Origin of the sequence: Bradyrhizobium sp. SBR1B (genome assembly GCF_014198205.1) — a bacterium.
GTDB lineage: Bacteria > Pseudomonadota > Alphaproteobacteria > Rhizobiales > Xanthobacteraceae > Bradyrhizobium.
The window spans coordinates 163,010-176,402 of the sequence record NZ_JACIHC010000010.1 but is presented as its reverse complement, the minus strand read 5'-3'; the positions used below and the strand labels follow the sequence as shown (position 1 = coordinate 176,402).

At 61.0% G+C, this 13,393-nt stretch carries 12 protein-coding genes; 7 read left to right on the top strand and 5 right to left on the bottom strand.

What is annotated here, in order from left to right:
* The first annotated feature begins 431 nt into the window (after positions 1 to 431).
* The 7 genes from GGD61_RS24445 (at position 432) to GGD61_RS24410 (ending at position 7,801) form a co-directional block, all read left to right on the top strand.
* A complete protein-coding gene (locus GGD61_RS24445) occupies positions 432 to 1,316 on the top strand; it encodes an NAD(P)-dependent oxidoreductase (protein ID WP_183231321.1) in 885 nt (294 codons plus the stop codon).
* Positions 1,317 to 1,326: 10 nt separating this feature from the next.
* Positions 1,327 to 2,199 (top strand): 3-keto-5-aminohexanoate cleavage protein, encoded by an 873-nt coding sequence (locus GGD61_RS24440; RefSeq protein WP_183231320.1) that lies wholly within the window; start codon positions 1,327 to 1,329, stop codon positions 2,197 to 2,199.
* A gap of 31 nt (positions 2,200 to 2,230) precedes the next feature.
* A complete protein-coding gene (locus GGD61_RS24435) occupies positions 2,231 to 3,541 on the top strand; it encodes an MFS transporter (RefSeq protein WP_183231380.1) in 1,311 nt (436 codons plus the stop codon).
* Entirely contained in the window at positions 3,429 to 4,127 is a 699-nt protein-coding gene (locus tag GGD61_RS24430; protein ID WP_183231319.1) for a dihydrofolate reductase family protein, read from the top strand. The genes GGD61_RS24435 and GGD61_RS24430 overlap by 113 nt, the downstream gene beginning before the upstream one ends.
* Positions 4,128 to 4,160: 33 nt before the next feature.
* Positions 4,161 to 5,726, top strand: a complete 1,566-nt coding sequence (locus GGD61_RS40235) for a haloacid dehalogenase type II (protein ID WP_210311167.1) — start codon at positions 4,161 to 4,163, stop codon at positions 5,724 to 5,726.
* A gap of 19 nt (positions 5,727 to 5,745) precedes the next feature.
* A complete protein-coding gene (locus tag GGD61_RS24415) occupies positions 5,746 to 6,561 on the top strand; it encodes an SDR family oxidoreductase (protein WP_183231317.1) in 816 nt (271 codons plus the stop codon).
* A gap of 496 nt (positions 6,562 to 7,057) precedes the next feature.
* On the top strand, positions 7,058 to 7,801 hold the full coding sequence (locus tag GGD61_RS24410) for an SDR family oxidoreductase (RefSeq protein WP_183231316.1): 744 nt from the start codon (positions 7,058 to 7,060) through the stop codon (positions 7,799 to 7,801).
* Between the two features lie 102 nt (positions 7,802 to 7,903).
* Here GGD61_RS24410 and GGD61_RS24405 read toward each other — a convergent pair whose 3' ends face one another.
* From GGD61_RS24405 to GGD61_RS24385, 5 genes are all read right to left on the bottom strand, one after another.
* Positions 7,904 to 8,653 carry an SDR family NAD(P)-dependent oxidoreductase gene (locus tag GGD61_RS24405; protein WP_210311166.1) on the bottom strand — a complete coding sequence of 250 codons (750 nt, stop codon included), beginning with the start codon at positions 8,651 to 8,653 and terminating at the stop codon, positions 7,904 to 7,906.
* A gap of 40 nt (positions 8,654 to 8,693) precedes the next feature.
* On the bottom strand, positions 8,694 to 9,638 hold the full coding sequence (locus GGD61_RS24400; RefSeq protein WP_312012727.1) for an SMP-30/gluconolactonase/LRE family protein: 945 nt from the start codon (positions 9,636 to 9,638) through the stop codon (positions 8,694 to 8,696).
* Positions 9,639 to 9,653: 15 nt separating this feature from the next.
* Positions 9,654 to 10,631, bottom strand: a complete 978-nt coding sequence (locus GGD61_RS24395) for an ABC transporter permease (RefSeq protein ID WP_183231315.1) — start codon at positions 10,629 to 10,631, stop codon at positions 9,654 to 9,656.
* Between the two features lie 19 nt (positions 10,632 to 10,650).
* Positions 10,651 to 12,162 carry a sugar ABC transporter ATP-binding protein gene (locus tag GGD61_RS24390; protein ID WP_183231314.1) on the bottom strand — a complete coding sequence of 504 codons (1,512 nt, stop codon included), beginning with the start codon at positions 12,160 to 12,162 and terminating at the stop codon, positions 10,651 to 10,653.
* Between the two features lie 64 nt (positions 12,163 to 12,226).
* Positions 12,227 to 13,342: a sugar ABC transporter substrate-binding protein gene (locus tag GGD61_RS24385; protein ID WP_246786004.1), complete on the bottom strand. Its 1,116-nt coding sequence runs from the start codon at positions 13,340 to 13,342 to the stop codon at positions 12,227 to 12,229.
* Positions 13,343 to 13,393 lie beyond the last annotated feature (51 nt).

The following is a 13,393-nucleotide window of genomic DNA, read 5'->3' as shown; positions in this document are numbered from 1 at the left end:
CACAATCACTAAACCACAATTACCTTTTCGCGTCGATGGACGCGCCACATAGGCGATCCCGCGAGCGCAACGGACACTGTATAAGATGTACGGCACCGAGCTTGTGCTGTTTCATCGATATAATAGACAGCCTGTCGGCAAGTCCTTCTCGACTACCGGCCGAAGAGAGTCTTTTGCCATCCGGCCAGAGATCGCCGGGAACAGAAGCAACTGGCCTCGTCTATCAAACCGGCGTCACTGAGGGGGCCATGAAACCTCCCGTCATCTACCTTGTGATGGGACGCCCTCACGAATCAGAGCGCCACGTGGCCATGCAGTTGTGTGAGTTAGATCGCACAGCGTGTTGAGCGCAATTCTCGCATCCGATGCCATTCTAACGGGTTGTGGACGCGGGAACGACATTCCCGCCCGAGCATACCTGGAGATAAACAATGGCTAACGGCAAGCGTGTCGCCGTCACCGGCGCACTCGGTAAGATCGGCACGGTCCTCATTCCCTATCTGCGGGGCAAGGGCTATGAGGTTTTCCTGATCGACGACATCGCGCCACCCGATCCGAAGGAATCCGCGATTGTCGCCGACCTCACCGACTTCGGCCAAGCGCTCGACGCTCTGTCGTCGATCGGCGCCGACACTTATGCTCGCGCGGAGCCCAAGGCATTCGACGCGATCGTGCATCTGGCCAGCATGCCCCACCCGCGCATGAAGCCGGATGCCGAAGAGCTGCGCATCAACATGATGGCGACCTATAACGTGTTCGAGTCCGCGCGCCGTCTCGGCATCAAGAACGTCATCTGGAGCGCGAGCGAGGTCGCCACCGGCATACCATACGACAAGACTAACGCTCCCTATGTCCCCGTCGACGAAGCCTATCCAATGCGAGGCTACAACGTCTATTCGCTGACAAAAGTGCTCGGTGAAGAGATGGCACGCCAGTTCTGTCTCAACGATCCCGAGATGCGCATCACGTGCCTTCGCCTCTCCAATGTCATGAACCCCGAGGAGTATGAGGGGTTTGAGGAGTGGCAGGACGACTCCGCCAAGCGTCTCTGGAATTTCTGGACCTACGTCGACAATCGCGACGTAGCTCAGGCGGTTGCTCTGGCGATCGAACATGATGTCCGCGGCAAGGACGAGTTTTTCATCACCAACGATGAGACGGTGATGCGGACGCCGTCCACCGAGCTGCTCGACAAGCACTTTCCGAATATCGAGCGTCGCAAGGCGTTCAGCGACAACGAGGTGGTCATCTCCAACGAGAAGGCCAAGCGAGTGCTCGGCTATCAGCCGCAGCATCGCTGGACCGACAAGAAGTAGGCCCCCAGCGATGGCCCGCAAACCGCTCATCATCGAGGCTCGGATCAACGAGTACACGCCGCGCAGCGAGAACAGGCACATCCCGTTCTCGCCAATGGAGATCGGCGAAGCTTCGGCGCGTGCTTGCGAGGCGGGCGCCAGCATCGTCCATTTCCACGCACGTCACGACGATGGCTCACCCGACCACCGTGCCGAAACCTATGCAGCGGCGATCCGCGCCATCCGCGAGCGGTGCGATGTGCTGGTCTATCCCACGCTCGGTCAGATCACTGCGGGCAGGGAGAATGACGATCGGATCAAGCCTATCGAGGCGCTGGCGGGCGATCCCGCCACACGTCCCGATATCGCGCCGATCGATACCGGCAGCACCAACATCGACCGCTTCAAGGACGGCGAGTTCCGCTCCGGCGACCGGACGTATGTGAACCGCACCGCGACCTTGCGCTTCTTCGCCGAACGGCTGCGCACGCTTGGCGTCAAACCGCAGTTCGTAAGTTGGGCTGTCCCCTTCACCCGTATGTTCGAGGCACTTCGTGAGATCGGCCTCGTCGACAGGCCTACATGGTTCCTCTTCGAGTTGACGGATAGCGGCATTCTGGGCGGCCACCCTGGCACGATCGCCGGGCTGGAGGCGCATCTCCGCTTCCTCCCCGACGGACCGCTCGAATGGTCCGTCTCGAACAAGATCGGCAACGTGACCAGTCAGGCCGCGCTCGCAATCGAGCGCGGCGGCCACGTCTCGGCCGGCCTCGGCGATTATGGCTGGCCGGAACTCGGCTGCCCGGATAACGGCGCCGTCATCCAGTTCATCGCCAACCTGTCACGCGCCATGGGACGCGAGGTGGCTTCAGTCGTGCAAACCCGGGACATGCTTGGTCTGTGATCTGGGTAGTAGCATGAGAAAGACAAGGACCATGACACATGACAAGGTTGTTGCGGCCCCGCAGGGACTGGCGCTCGCTCAGATCACGCTCGGTCTCGGCGGCCTCTTTATCGGAACTGGCGAGTTCGCCGCCATGGGGCTCCTGCCTGGCATGGCGCAGTCTGCCGGCGTCTCCATTCCGCAAGCAGGTAATTTCATCAGCGCCTATGCACTCGGCGTCGTTATCGGCGCGCCAGCCCTCGCCATCGCGACGTCGCGCATGGAAAAGCGCAACCTACTGCTGCTGCTCGCCGCGATCGGACTGGTGGGCAATCTCGCCTCGGCGGTCGCTCCGGGCTTTCTCGGCATGGCGGCTGCGCGCTTCGTCGCGGGGCTGCCGCATGGCGCCTATTACGGGACGGCTTCGATCGTCGCGGCAGCCATGATGCCGCCCTCCAAGCGTGCGCAGGCAATCGGCCGCGTCATGATAGGGCTTGCCGCTGCCAACCTCATCGGCGTGCCGCTGACGACGTGGCTTGGCCAGAGCTTTGGCTGGCGGCCGGCTCTCGGACTAGTCGCCGTTGGCGGCGGCTTGCTCTTCATCATGCTGCGCATCCTTATTCCCGTGATCGAAGCGGACGAGGACGCAAGTCCGCGGCGCGAGTTGTCCGCCTTCACCCGCCCGGAAATATGGTTGACGCTCGCAGTTGCGACGATCGGCTTCGGCGGCATGTTCGCCGTCTATAGCTACATCACGCCGACCCTTGTTCAGGAAACTGGTGTAGCGGAGGGCGGGGTGCCGCTGTTCCTCGCGCTGTGGGGCCTGGGCATGATCGTCGGCAACATCGCCGGCGGCTGGCTCGCGGACCGGGCGCTGATCCCGTCGATTTTCGGCATCATCGTCTGGAACATCGTGTTCCTCGCGCTCTTCTTTCTCGCTGCGCTCAACCCTATCCTGGCCGGCGCGTCGCTCTTCATGATCGGCATCGGCTTCGCGCTCGTGCCTGCGCTTCAGGCGCGGCTTATGGACGTTGCCCGCCACGCGCAGTCGTTGGCCGCTGCTATGAACCATTCAGCCTTCAAGCTGTCCAACGCGATCGGCGCTTGGACGGGCGGGCTCGCGATCGCAGCCGGTTACGGCTGGGCGTCGACCGGCCTCGTCGGTGCCGCGCTGGCGGCGGGCGGGTTAGGGATCATGACAATCTCGGTGCTGCTGATGCGCGGTGCTGCCCCTTCTCAGGAGACGAAACATGAAGCCTCACGTCATCTGCCACATGATGAGCCCGCTCGACGGTCAACTCGTCGTCGATCAGTGGAGCCCGTCGACGGGCCGCTCGTCGGACGATCTGGTTGCCGAATATGACCGGGTGCACGACGAGCTCGAATGTAATGCCTGGATCGCCGGGCGCGCGGTCGGTGAAGAGTTCGCGGATGGCGAGCCCCATCCACCGAGCGATCATAGCCAAGTCGCAAGGCCGGTCCACGTCGGCCGTGCCGGTGCCGATGATTACGCCATCCTGATCGATCAGGATGGCAAGCTCCACTGGACGGGGCCTGAGACGTACGGCGCGCCGATCATCATGGTTCTCAGCCGCGATGTACCGGACGCGCATCTGGCGGAGCTCGCCGCCGACGGCATCTCCTACATCGTCGCCGAAGACGAGACGATCGACCTTGCCGCGGTCCTCGATATCCTCGCCGATCGCTTCGGGATCAGGCGCTTGCTCCTGGAAGGCGGCAGCCACACCAATGGGACGTTTTTCAAGGCGGGGCTCGTCGACGAGATAAGCCTGCTTCTCTTCCCTGCGATCGGCGGGCGCAGTGGCGGTCGGACCTTGTTCGAGGCCGGTCCCGATGGGCTTGCCGACCATGTTCGCCTCTCGATCAGCGCGAACGAAATGCGGCGCAATGGCATCGTCCACCTCCGCTACTCCGTCTCCTACGTCTGAGACGGCTTCCCCCAGCGTTTTGAGGAGCATCTCATGAAGGCATGGTTCATTACCGGCGCGTCACGCGGCTTTGGTTATGAAGTGGCGTTAGAGGCGCTTCGCCGCGGTGACCGCATCGTCGCAACCGCTCGTTCCCTCGACGCGCTCGACGATGTGGTTGCGATCGATCCCGAACGCGTCGCGGTCGCCCAGCTCGACGTCACCAAGCGGGATGAGATCTTGCGCAGCATCGAGATCGCGCGCGAGCGCTTCGGTAACATTGATATTCTCTTCAACAATGCCGGCATCGGCTATTTCGCCGCGGTAGAGGAGAGTGACGACGCACGCGTCCGTCGCCTCATGGAGGTCAACGTCTTCGGCCTCGCCGCGGTGACAAAGGCGTGGCTGCCGCACCTACGCGAGCAGCGGTCCGGCCTGATCCTCAACACCTCCTCGGTCGGTGGCATCCGGTCCTTTCCCGCCGTCGGCTGGTACAACGCCTCGAAATTCGCGGTAGAAGGCCTTTCCGAAGCGCTGGCGCAGGAGATCGAACCGCTCGGCATCAAGGTTGTGATCGTCGAGCCCGGTCCATTCGCGACCGACTGGGCGGGCAATTCGGCGGCCGAGGTGCCGGACGCTGACGCGATCGCCGATTATGACCAAACCGCCGGCAAGCAGCGTCGCACCTTCCGCGAGAACGTCGGCCAGGAGCCCGGCGACCCCGCCAAGGCCGCCCGATCGAGGTCCCGCATGACGATCATCCGCCGCTGCGCCTGCCGCTCGGCAATTTCGGTTACGACGGCACGCTCGAGAAGTTCGATATGGTCCGCAAGGATGTGGCCGCCCGAGAGGCGGCCAGCCGCAGTGCCGACCGCGGCTGAGGAGCCAGTGATGCCCATGGACTTCTCCACTGTCGGCTTTCTCGGCTTCGACGTCTTCGGCACCGTCGTCGACTGGCGTACGGGCGTTGCACGGGCGTCCGAGCCGTTCCTTGCCAGGCACGGCATCGAGGTGGACCCACTCGTCTTCGCTGATGAATGGCGTGCCCTCTACCAGCCCTCCATGCAGAAGGTGCGGGCCGGCGAGCGCCCCTGGGTCAAGCTTGAGATTCTCAATCGCGAGAACCTCGAAACGGTGCTGAGTCGGCACGACGCGGATTTCGGCCGGATTTCTGATGCGGAGCTCGTTGACCTCAACAAGGCATGGGAGCGGCTGGATCCCTGGCCGGACTCGTTGGAGGGGCTGACCCGCCTCAAGCGCCGCTTCGCGCTCGGCCCGTTGTCGAACGGCCATATCGCGGGGATGCTCAACCTGGCGCGGTACGGTGGCCTCCCATGGGACGTCATCACCGGGGCCGAGGTCACGAAGAGCTACAAGCCGATGCCGCAGACCTACCTGCGCTCGGCGGACGCGGTTGGTCTGCGTCCAGACCAGGTCGGAATGGTCGCCGCGCACAATGATGATTTGAAAGCTGCTCGCGCTGCAGGGCTCCGCACCGTCTTCGTGCGCCGTCCTCACGAGCACGGCTCCAATCAGACCACCGATCTCGATGCTAAGGAAGATTGGGACGTGATTGCCGAAAGCCTGACCGAGGCAGCCGACGCGCTCGGTTGCAACTGAACCTCAAAGGAGAAATCGCATGACGAACCCCGACATTCGCCCGCTTGCGCTCGTCACCGGCGCATCCAGCGGCATCGGCTATGAGCTGGCGCGCCTGTTCGCGGCGGACGGCCACGACGTCATCATCACTGCGACCGGCACCAACGGTGACCTGGACCGTACCGCGGATGCTGTCCGCGCGACCGGTGTTGAGGCAATCATCGTCGAAGCCGACCTCACCGACTACGGTGGCGTCGAGAAGCTCGCCGATGCGGTGAAGCAGACCGGTCGTCCCTTGGCCGCCGCGGCGCTCAATGCTGGCGTCGATGTCGGCGGCAATTTCGTAGGCCAGACCGATCTCACGGCCGAGATCAAGATGATCCAGCTCAACGTGACCTCGCAAGTCCACCTCAGCAAGCGCCTTCTGCCCGACATGGTGAAGCGCGGAGAGGGCAAGCTACTCTATACCGCCTCGATCTCGGGCACGATGCCGACGCCTTATGAGGCAGTATATGGTGGCACCAAGGCGTTCCTGATCTCCTTCGTAGAGTCCGTGAAGGAGGAGAACAAGGACAGCGGCGTCACTTTCACCCTGCTTCTGCCGGGTGAGGTCGATACCCCCTTCTGGCATCGCGCCGGCATGGACACGACCGAGCTGGGCCTCGGTGTGAAGGCCGCGCCGACCAAGGTAGCGCATGAAGGCTATGAAGCGATGAAAGCGGGCAAAGACCGCATCGTGTCCGGGAAGCCCGGCAGCAAGTTCATCGGTCACGTCGTCAACAATATCCTTCCCGACACGCTCAAGGTCGCGGCGCACGCAGGCGGCGCCGAGCCCGGCTCGGGCCTGAAGGACTGAGCACGGTGGTGTTGGTAAACAGAGCATCCATTGCGGCGCCCCGAGCTGGGTCGCCCCAGCCCATCACCGAAGGGTATGGCCACGGGCGCAATTCATTCTGCACCTGCGCAGGTTGTTCACCGGCGAGTTCGCTGCGACCGGACTCCTGCTGGACACTTCGCGCGCTCGGTCGACGTCAGCTTCCCGGAAGCCGGTCATCTCATCAGTGCCTATGGATCGGATTGGTGGCCGGCTCGCCACTGCTCCTAGTGGCGGCGGCAAGCGTGTTGTCAGCAAGCACGTTTAGTACCGCTGCGTCATCGAGATGAGCACGCTACGCGCCTGACCGCGGTCGTCCGGACCCCATCAACCTGCACTAAAGCCATGACCAGAGTTGACGAACATGCAATCGCCGATGGACGGCTGATCTCGCCGTCCGACCTCGTTCCCGACTGGAATTGATCGCGAGCCGCTCTGGGGCCGGCCCAGGCAAGCTGCCAACAACGGAGACATTACCATGAAGTATCTGGAGAATGCCGTTACCGTCATATCAGGCGCCGCATCCGGAATCGGTGCCGCGTCCAGCCGGCGTCTGGCCGGAGCGGGCGCGCGCATGGTGCTCGGTGACATCGACGAGGGCGGCCTCAAGAAGTTGGTGGCCGATATCGACTCTGCGGGCGGCAAGGCCGTCTACAAGGTGACTGATGTTACCCATCTAGAAGACTTCGAATCGCTCGTCGCGCTGGCGGAGAGCACCTACGGCCCCGTGGACGTTCTGGTGAACAACGCCGGCCTGATGCTTTTCTCGTACTGGGAAGAGCGTGCGATCGCGGACTGGGACAGGATGATCGATGTCAACCTGCGCGGGTATCTGCACGGCATCGCCGCCGTCCTTCCTTCCATGCTCGAACGCAAGGCGGGTCGCATCCTCAACATCGATTCCGTCGCAGGCCATCGTGCCGGTGAAGCAGGCGGAGTCTATGCCGCGACCAAGTTCTTCATCCAAGGAATGACAGAGAGCCTGCGCAAAGAGGTCGGTGCCTCTCACGGCATCCAGGTTGGAATGGTAAGCCCCGGCGTGATCGATACGGGCTGGCCGTACAAGGTACACGATGGCAGAGCGAAGGACGTCGCCATCGATCTCTCCAGGCAGGCAATCAAGCCGGAGGCTGTGGCCGAAGCAGTGGCTTTCGCGCTGAACCAGCCGCCAAGCGTCGCAATCAACGAGGTCATTGTCACTCCTGTCGATCAGGCCTGGTGACCCCTGCGATTGAAAGGCATTTTGAGCCTTAACCTACTTCTCTCTCGAGTTTGCCTGCGTTCTGGGTGCGGTTGATGGTCCGGCAGGCCTTCAACGCTGAGATCAGACCGCAGTCATACCGCCATCAACCACCAATTCGGAGCCCGTCATGTAGCTCGATCCGTCGGACGCCAAGAATATGAGCGCCGCCGACACTTCCGAGCACTCTCCAGGTCTTGCCATAAGCGTGCTTCCCAGGATGAGCCGCGTCTTCTCCGGGTCTGAGAAGTAATCCTCATTGAGGGGCGTCCTGATCGTGCCCGGGTGTATGGAGTTCACTCTGATGCCGTGCTGCCACAGGTCGACGGCCGCGGCCTTGGTGAGCATACGAATAGCCCCTTTCGTTGCGGAGTAACCGGACATGCCTGGCATGTTCGCGACGATGCCGGACACTGATGACACGTTGATGATCGAACCTCCGCCCGCCCGCTTCATGCTGGGGGCGACCAGCTTGCACCCGAGGAAAGCACCGGTGACGTTCACCTCGTACAGCTTTCGGAAGTCCGCAACGGAAAGCTTCTCAATCGCCTCGCGGATGAATATTCCCGCATTATTGACCAGTACGTTGACACACCCGAAGGCGCGCTCCGCCTCAACAACGACGTTGCTCCACGACCCCTCATCGACGACGTCGTGATCGACGAATATTGCCTTACCGCCGGACGCCGATATTTCATCGGCAACACGACGACCATTCACTGCGTCGACATCGGTGAGGACCACTGCCGCATGTTGCGCCGCAAACTCGCGGGCGTGGATCTCGCCCATTCCTTTACTGGCCCCTGTGACGATAGCAATCTTTCCAGCAAGCACTTCAACTCTCCTCGTCTCATCCAGTCGCTTCCGGCGCTCGTCAAATCCCCGTCGTGTTGAGACACACGGCGTAAATCGAGGTGCTCGCCGCCATGAACAGCCGGTTCTTGCGACGCCCGCCAAAACAAACGTTCGCACAGGTCTCCGGGAGATGAATCTTTCCGATCAAGGCGCCCTCCGCGGAGTAGCACCGCACGCCATCTTCAGCGGGGTCCGCCCACCCCATGCTGCACCAGACGTTTCCATCAACGTCGATACGCAAGCCGTCAGTGAACCCCGGAGCGAAATCATCGGCAAACACAGCGCCGTTCCGCAAACGCCCATCAACCACGTCGAAGACACGAATATGGGAAGGGCCGCCATCCGTTATTCCGCTATCGACGACATAGAGACGCGATTCGTCCGGAGATAGGGCGAGGCCGTTGGGCCGCACGAAATCATCCGCAACCACCTGGAGGGATCCGGTGCAATCCAGTCGGTAGACTGCCCGAGGAAGCTCGGCTTCCTGCTTGATACCCTCATAGTCGCTGTCGATGCCGTAGCCGGGGTCGGTAAACCACACGGCACTGTCGGAGGCCACAATCACGTCGTTGGGCGAACTAAGACGTTTGCCTTCATAGCGATCCGCCAGCACGGTGATACGACCGTCCAGCTCAGTGCGGGTCACGCGTCGAAGGTGCTCGCAGCTGACAAGGCGTCCCCTTTGGTCACGGGTATGGCCATTGGCATAGTTCGAGGGAGATCGGAATATTCCAAGATGTCCATCCGCCTCAAGCCAGCGATAAATCCGATTGTTCGGAATATCGCTGAAAAGAAGACTGCCGTTATCCCCGAAGTAGACGGGCCCTTCGACCCATCCAAAGCCCGTCGCAAGACGCTCGATAGGCGCGTTTCCGATCTTGTACGTGAACCGACGATCGAGCGGTTCGACGCCTACGACGGGGTATCGCAAGCTGTTCTCGATTGGACCAAGGCCAAAACCCACAGCTGCCTCCCGCACTCAGGTATCCCGCGAGCGGCCACCAAACTTGTCGGCGCACACGGCCAACAGAATGATCGCGCCGATCACGACTTGATGCCAAAACGTGTTGACGTTGAGAATATTGAGGCCGTTGCGTACAACGGCCATGAGGACCGCGCCGGCAGCAGTTCCCAACAAGGACGCCCTACCTCCGGCGAGGCTTGTCCCGCCCATGACTACCGCCGCGATGACATCCAGTTCATATCCCTCGCCGGCCTCCGGCATAGCTGCTTCGAGGCGGGATGTTAGGAGAACGCCGGACAACGCAGCCAGAAATCCCGTCAGCGCGTACACCGCAATCTTAATGCGGTCGATCCTTATTCCGACCAACCGCGCCGCTTCCGGATTGCTCCCGATTGACAGCGTGTAACGGCCAAAGCGCGTTTGATAAAGCAGGAAGTAGACCGCAGCAAACGTCAGTATGGTCACCAACACCGGCATCGGCACAAACCCAACAAATCCCTGACCGAAGACCTGAAAGGAAGGATTCGACAAGCCAGTGAGCGGAATGCCCTCCGTGTAGACCATGATCAGGCCACGCGTGACGACCATCATAGCCATCGTAACGATGAAGTCAGCAATCTTGACCTTTGCAACCAGTACGCCGTTCACAATCCCGATCAGAGTTCCGACGGCCAGACTAGCGCCGACGCTGAGGTATGGATTGAACCCGCGGTTCATCAGGTCGGCTGCAATCAGGCCGGTGAATGCAAGCGTTGACCCAACCGAGAGATCAATGCCTCGCATGGCAATAACGAGGGTGGCTCCGAACGCGATAATGGCGACGAAGACAGCCTGGCGCGTGATGTCTGTGAGGTTTCCGACGCTCAGAAAGCGCGGCGAGGCGACTCCAAGTGCCACAATGAGCACGATCAACGCGATCACGATTCCGCTCGCGCCCCCCGACAACCTGAACTTCGATACCGGGGTCTTTGGATCCAAGGCCTGAGTCGACATTCCATTCTCCATTATTATCTCAGGTCCGCTGAATCGAAAGCGAGGCGATGGCTTCTTCGCTCGCGGAAGCCGCGTCCAATATTCCGACCACCTCGCCTTCAAACATGACCAATATCCGATGGCACAACCCCAGCAGCTCGGTGCTGTCCGATGAGACGAGGATGATCCCTTTGCCCGCTTGCGCGCTGCTGGCGATCAGTTGGTAGACATCGGCCTTCGCCCTGATATCGATCCCGCGCGTCGGCTCTTCGAGAAGCAATACGTCCGGCTCGGTCAGCAGCCATCTCGCTAACAGCACTTTCTGCTGGTTGCCGCCGCTCAGCCGTCCGATCGACTGCTGAGGTCCTTCCGACTTGACTCCCATCCTCCGGATATAGTTCGTGCATTCAATTCGTTCAGCTCGTCGATCCAGGCGAACGCTGCCAAACTTGGACAGGCTAGAGGCGGTCAAATTCCAGCCGACGCTATGTTCAGCGAAGATGCCCTCCGTCTTGCGCTCGGCGGGAAGAAACGCAATGCGGTTGTTCATCCCGTCCGATATAGAACTGATCGAAGTCGAACGACCCTTCAGCACGATTCTACCGGACTCCGCCGCACCATCGCCGAACAGCGCCCTTAGAAGGCGGCTCTTTCCCGATCCTTCGAGTCCCGCGAGACCCAGAATCTCCCCTTCGCGCAGTTCGAAACTGACGTTTTCGAACGCTCCGCGTCGGGATATCCCTTCGACCTTGAGGACGGGATCAGCGCGTGGGCTTGACTTGGTCGGAAACTGCTTCGCCAGCGAGCCGCCGATCATCAAGCTGATCACCTTGTTCACGTCGAGCGATGACGCCGGCAAGTCCGCGACGCATGCCCCATCCCGCAATACGACCACGCGGTCGCAGATCTTCAGAACCTCATCAAGCTTGTGAGACACATATATGACGGATTTCCCCGATTGCTTGAGATCGTTGATGATCCTGACGAGCTGTTCTCGCTCGGCTTTTTCGAGAGCCTCGGTCGGCTCGTCCATGATCAGGATACTTGCATTCGAGTTCAACGTCCTGGCGATTTCGATGATTTGCCGTTGAGCAAGGGCAAGTGAACCAACCGGACAATCCAGATCAATCTCGACGCCAAGCACGTCGTTCAGGATTCGAGCAGCGCAATCCCGCATGGCCTTCTTTCGAAGCGGCACCGTCATGTTTGGATATTTTCCGACCGACATCTCCCGGCCAATGAAAATGTTTTCAACCGCATCCAGGTCAGGGAACAGACTGAGTTCCTGATAGATAATGCCTATACCCGCGCGCTGCGCGTCCGCGGGCTCGCGGATGTCCACGCGAACGCCTTCGATCTCGATGTCGCCTTCGTCACGCGTATGGGCTCCGGACAGGATCTTCATCAGGGTCGATTTTCCGGCCCCGTTTTCACCGACCAGCCCCAGCACCTCACCCTTGGCCAGATTCATCGAAATGCCCGACAGCGCGTTGGTCGCTCCGAACCTCTTGCCGACGCCCGTGATCTTGAGCGCGTGTTCCGACTGGCTCATGATGCCGCCCCCACATTCAAACAGAGGGAGCCACACCACAACGGCGCGGCCCCCTCGCGATCATCTACTTCGAGTTCTTTGCGACGTAGATGTAGTCAGCCGGATCGAACGTGCCGATGTTCTTGGCGTCGTAGGTCTTCGGGGCGACGAAGATCTTCTTCGGAACGCTTTCGCCCTTCATGACGAATTGCTCGACCGCGCGGATGATGTTGCGGCCTTCCTCCTTGGCGCCGGTATCGACGGTGGCTGCGAAATCGCCGACCTTGATCGCGTCGTTGGCTTCCTTCATGTTCTCGTAGCCTACGATCGCAATCTTCCCGTTCAGCTTCCTCGCCTTCAAGGCCTGCAGGCCTCCCAGGGCCATTTCATCGTAGAGCGCAACGAGAATATCCACATCGGGATGCGCGGTGAGCATGTTCTCGGTCACGGTGAGACCTTGCGCGCGCACCCAACCGGCCGGCTGCTTGGCCACGATCTTCAGGTTCGGGTACTTCGAGAGGACTTCATTGAAGCCCTTCATGCGCTGCGCAGTGTGCGGACCGGGCAAGCCCTCCAAGACGGCAATCTTGACCTCCCCCTTGTCCTTGTAGTTATCGACAATCCACTGCGCCTGAGCGCGACCGCCGTCGCTCTGGTCGTATCCGATATCGCTGACGTAATAGGGGTCGTCGGCGACAGGTGAGTTGAACAGGAACACCGGGATTCCCGCTTCGGTCGCACGCCGGATCAGCGGCTCCAAAGCGCCTTCGTTGTAGAGCGCGACCGCTATCGCGTCGACGCGTTCGTTGATCCAGGCCTCCATCGCGCGGACCTGATCGTCCGTCGCGGATTGGCTCTTCGGCGCTTGCACGAGCAGTTGGATCGTAGAAGGTCCCCCGGCTCGATCGATCTCCTCCTTAACTCCAGCCAGCACACGCTGATAGTACGTATCCATTGCCGTCGGCAGGAAGCCGACCTTCAGGGGACGGTTGGTCTTCACCTGTGGTTTTGCCTCTTTGCCGGTCGGCGGAATGACCTTGTCCATGAGGATTCCTGGAAAAACCGCCCCGTAGTCGGCGGCGAAAGCCACACCGGGCATGACGACGGCCGCGAGCAACCCAGCCGCCAATGAATTACAAAAAGATCGCTTCATGTTTCCCCTCCAATTGCTTGTTTCTGGTGCAACATCTGCTGCCCGCATGTGCGAGCAGCCTCGTCCAGGGGCTCCAATCGCCATGGGAGCTCTGCCAAC

Bases quoted from the DNA above. Each gene is read 5' to 3' on its own strand.
- GGD61_RS24430 (WP_183231319.1), top strand. From the start codon at position 3,429: ATGAAGCCTCACGTCATCTGCCACATGATGAGCCCGCTCGACGGTCAA.
- GGD61_RS24415 (WP_183231317.1), top strand. From the start codon at position 5,746: ATGACGAACCCCGACATTCGCCCGCTTGCGCTCGTCACCGGCGCATCC.
- GGD61_RS24445 (WP_183231321.1), top strand. From the start codon at position 432: ATGGCTAACGGCAAGCGTGTCGCCGTCACCGGCGCACTCGGTAAGATC.
- GGD61_RS24395 (WP_183231315.1), bottom strand. From the start codon at position 10,631: ATGTCGACTCAGGCCTTGGATCCAAAGACCCCGGTATCGAAGTTCAGG.
- GGD61_RS40235 (WP_210311167.1), top strand. From the start codon at position 4,161: ATGAAGGCATGGTTCATTACCGGCGCGTCACGCGGCTTTGGTTATGAA.
- GGD61_RS24440 (WP_183231320.1), top strand. From the start codon at position 1,327: ATGGCCCGCAAACCGCTCATCATCGAGGCTCGGATCAACGAGTACACG.
- GGD61_RS24435 (WP_183231380.1), top strand. From the start codon at position 2,231: ATGACACATGACAAGGTTGTTGCGGCCCCGCAGGGACTGGCGCTCGCT.
- GGD61_RS24385 (WP_246786004.1), bottom strand. From the start codon at position 13,342: ATGCGGGCAGCAGATGTTGCACCAGAAACAAGCAATTGGAGGGGAAAC.
- GGD61_RS24390 (WP_183231314.1), bottom strand. From the start codon at position 12,162: ATGAGCCAGTCGGAACACGCGCTCAAGATCACGGGCGTCGGCAAGAGG.
- GGD61_RS24410 (WP_183231316.1), top strand. From the start codon at position 7,058: ATGAAGTATCTGGAGAATGCCGTTACCGTCATATCAGGCGCCGCATCC.